This is a genomic window from Herbiconiux daphne (assembly GCF_024979295.1).
Classification (GTDB): domain Bacteria; phylum Actinomycetota; class Actinomycetes; order Actinomycetales; family Microbacteriaceae; genus Herbiconiux; species Herbiconiux daphnes.
Genome location: NZ_JANLCJ010000047.1, coordinates 1 through 2,332 on the forward strand (window position 1 = coordinate 1; position 2,332 = coordinate 2,332).

Consider the following 2,332-nt stretch of genomic DNA (forward strand, 5'->3'; position numbering starts at 1 on the left):
ATGAGAGCAATCGTCCCATTAAGCACAGCACAGATAGGAAAAGTGGAAGTAAAATCTGCTCCAAAGAGTTCAATGACTTCATTTTTGCGTATACTTGTGGCGATATTGGAAGTTGGACTAATGGTTGGTGCTGCCGCTGCCGCTCCTTTCACAGGTGGTGCCTCACTTGCCATTGACGTCGGCATAGGACTTGCTGGTGCTGGTGCTAACTTAGGCGTATCTGCGGCAGAAGGTGAAATACCAGCATTAAGCACGGCATTTGATTTTGCTTCGGCATTCATACCTGGTGCTATGGGGTTGGCTTCTGCCGGAAGAATAGCACGTGCCGGTACTAAGATAGACAAGGCGGCACTTGATGCCAAACTTGCTGACAAGGCGACCAAAGCGGCAAATGAGGCGGTTGAGAAAAATTCTAATCGTTTGCGGAATAGAATAGGTAGAACGGAAGAAAGAAGGCAATCTACACTTACAAAAATGTCTGCCGCAAAACAAAGACAAGCAGATAGGGTTGCCGGTAGATACAACCAGATAAAAGCAAACAATGCCAGACATATGCAGAAAGCAGCGGATTTCAGGGTTAGGTTTGCCACAGGAAAACTTACAAATCGCGAAAAGGCAATACTTGAAATGTATCTTGGTACTGACTCTCCTTTCTTGGCACAGCACCAGGCATTCAGGGCATTCGCCAAAGGAAGAAGAGATAATGCCATTGACCATTTATTCGGTAAACTGACTCCTGTCCGTGGTGCGGAATCAAGGGCGATGCTTAACCAAACAAGAAGTATCGGTCAAAAAAACATATCAGCGTTATCTGCTAAAGTCACTCGCCAAAATCGTGAGATAGTCGGTTTGGGACATGAACTTGCCAATGTCGCTGCAAAATACCACACGACAATGGAAGACATCATGAAAGGTCTACAGGAAATGCATGACATATTCGACCGTGTTAAGGATTACAATGTAGTCAAGAGATTGTCAACAGGTTCATTCATGAAACAACTTGAAAAAGAAACTGATAACAAATTTGTGTTGGAAGTTCTTCAAGAAGCATATGGTGATGCTATTCGTGGTCAAACTTGAACTGGAAGACTTGCGTTGGCACAAACTGCTTCTCGTGCTGCTTCTACTAGTGCTGTACGTCAAATAGGTGAAAAGTTGGCGGCAACCAATCCTGCTGATGCGATGATATGACAGTCATTGAGAAACCGTCTTACACAAATGGGTAAAATCCAAAGCAATGTTGGGAGAGTGACCTCTAAAGTCGCCTACCGTGACAATGTGGCGTTGGTTCAAGGGGCGTTGTCATCACTTTCACTGGAAGGTCAAAGGATAGTTTCGGAATTGGGGCAACTTGACCCCAAGGCGATAGTTGAAATGTTCATGTCATTCCAGAAACACTCCGACCCTTCAAAACTCGTGCGTTTGATAAAGAAAGCAGGTTCAAGGGACTTCAATGACAAGTGGGTTCAAACTGCTCAACTTATTGATGCCAATGACTTCGGTAGATATGGACCAGAACGTGCATATCAGTTCCTTAAAGATAAAATTGAAGGAATACTCGAAAAGTCTGCCTTCAAGAAAGCGTGGGTCGCATCCAAAAAAGTAATAAAGGAAAGCCAAAACCTCCAAAACGCATTTGAGAGGTCTGGTGGACTTATGATACCCGGAACAAACGGGCAGATACCAGGTAACTACCTGTTCGGTTACAAGATAGTGGACAGAAATCCTGTCAACGGATGACATACTGTGTTCCTTAAGTTTGTCAAGGAAACCACAAACGGAAAAGCGGATGTTCTAATCCGTGCCACTGAACATGACCTCAAGATGTTGAGGGAAGAGGGAGTTCAATACTACTGACGTGTAGGAAAGAGAAAAGGTTGATGAATAAGCAAAGGTGGACGGAAAGTGTCAACTTCCCTGTCAACTGTTTCATCATCACTAAGTCTATTCCTGTCATTCGTGCCGATTCCGGCATTGAGAAACGTCATGTCGATAGTTTCCAACTGAGTGGAAAACGTGAGTTCAATGGCAAAGGGGGAATACTTCTCAAAATGATTCGATAAGTTTGAAAGGGCATTCGTGCGTACTTCAATCAACCGTGCCGCAAGACTTGCTACAAGAGTGGCACTTGGTGGATTGTATAAACAAGCATATATGGCAAAGGTTACTCCTAAGTTAGCGGAACAAGCAAGTAAGATGGCAACTAAACAAGCTGCTGGAAAATTTGCTGGTGAAGCGGTGGCAAAAGCGAAACTTGATGCTTACATTGCTACAACAACCGCCAAAGAGTTCAGCAGATTGGAAAGCAAGGCATTAGGTAGGTCTAACTGAC

General features: G+C 44.2%; 3 protein-coding genes. All 3 read left to right on the forward strand.

All coding sequences use genetic code 11. The annotated features are described in order from the left end of the window. Positions 1–1,080: hypothetical protein (locus N1032_RS22585; protein WP_259542553.1), on the forward strand; the 1,080-nt coding region annotated here is incomplete at its 5' end. A gap of 168 nt (positions 1,081–1,248) precedes the next feature. Continuing rightward, complete coding sequence (locus N1032_RS22590) at positions 1,249–1,740, forward strand: hypothetical protein (RefSeq protein WP_259542554.1); 492 nt, start codon at positions 1,249–1,251, stop codon at positions 1,738–1,740. 339 nt (positions 1,741–2,079) lie between these two features. Beyond that, positions 2,080–2,331: a hypothetical protein gene (locus N1032_RS22595; RefSeq protein ID WP_259542557.1), complete on the forward strand. Its 252-nt coding sequence runs from the start codon at positions 2,080–2,082 to the stop codon at positions 2,329–2,331. The last annotated feature ends 1 nt before the right edge of the window (position 2,332 follow it).